Source organism: Sphingobium sp. D43FB (genome assembly GCF_002312805.1).
GTDB lineage: Bacteria > Pseudomonadota > Alphaproteobacteria > Sphingomonadales > Sphingomonadaceae > Sphingobium.
The window spans coordinates 1-383 of record NZ_NMUA01000281.1 but is presented as its reverse complement, the minus strand read 5'-3'; the positions used below and the strand labels follow the sequence as shown (position 1 = coordinate 383).

1 protein-coding gene is annotated in these 383 nt (G+C 51.7%); it reads left to right on the top strand.

What is annotated here, in order from left to right; translation table 11 throughout:
• On the top strand, positions 1-227 hold a 227-nt coding region (locus SxD43FB_RS24415; RefSeq protein WP_176482939.1), incomplete at its 5' end, for a demethoxyubiquinone hydroxylase family protein.
• Positions 228-383: the final 156 nt, after the last annotated feature.

Below are 383 nucleotides of genomic sequence, written 5' to 3'. Positions count from 1 at the left end.
TCGTGGCAGCGACTGAAGATCAGGTCTGCAAACACCTCAACGAACATCTTGAGCAAATCCCCGCCGAGGATGAAAAGTCCCGCGCGATCCTGCAACAGATGCGTATCGATGAAGAGCGCCATGCCGAAAGTGCCCTGGATGCGGGTGGATTTCGGTTTCCCGCGCCGATCAAGTTTGGCATGAGCGTGCTGGCCAAAGTGATGACAAAAAGTACCTACCGTATATAACGCGTCATTAAAGGTGCCCATCCACCGGGCGCCTTTTGTTTCAAATTATTACCATTTCCGATAATCACTATCATTATCATTGGGTTTCAAGCTCGGCCTGGACTGCGTACCCTATCGGGACTTTTTCCAGGAGGGCCGTAATGTCCAGCCCGCAAA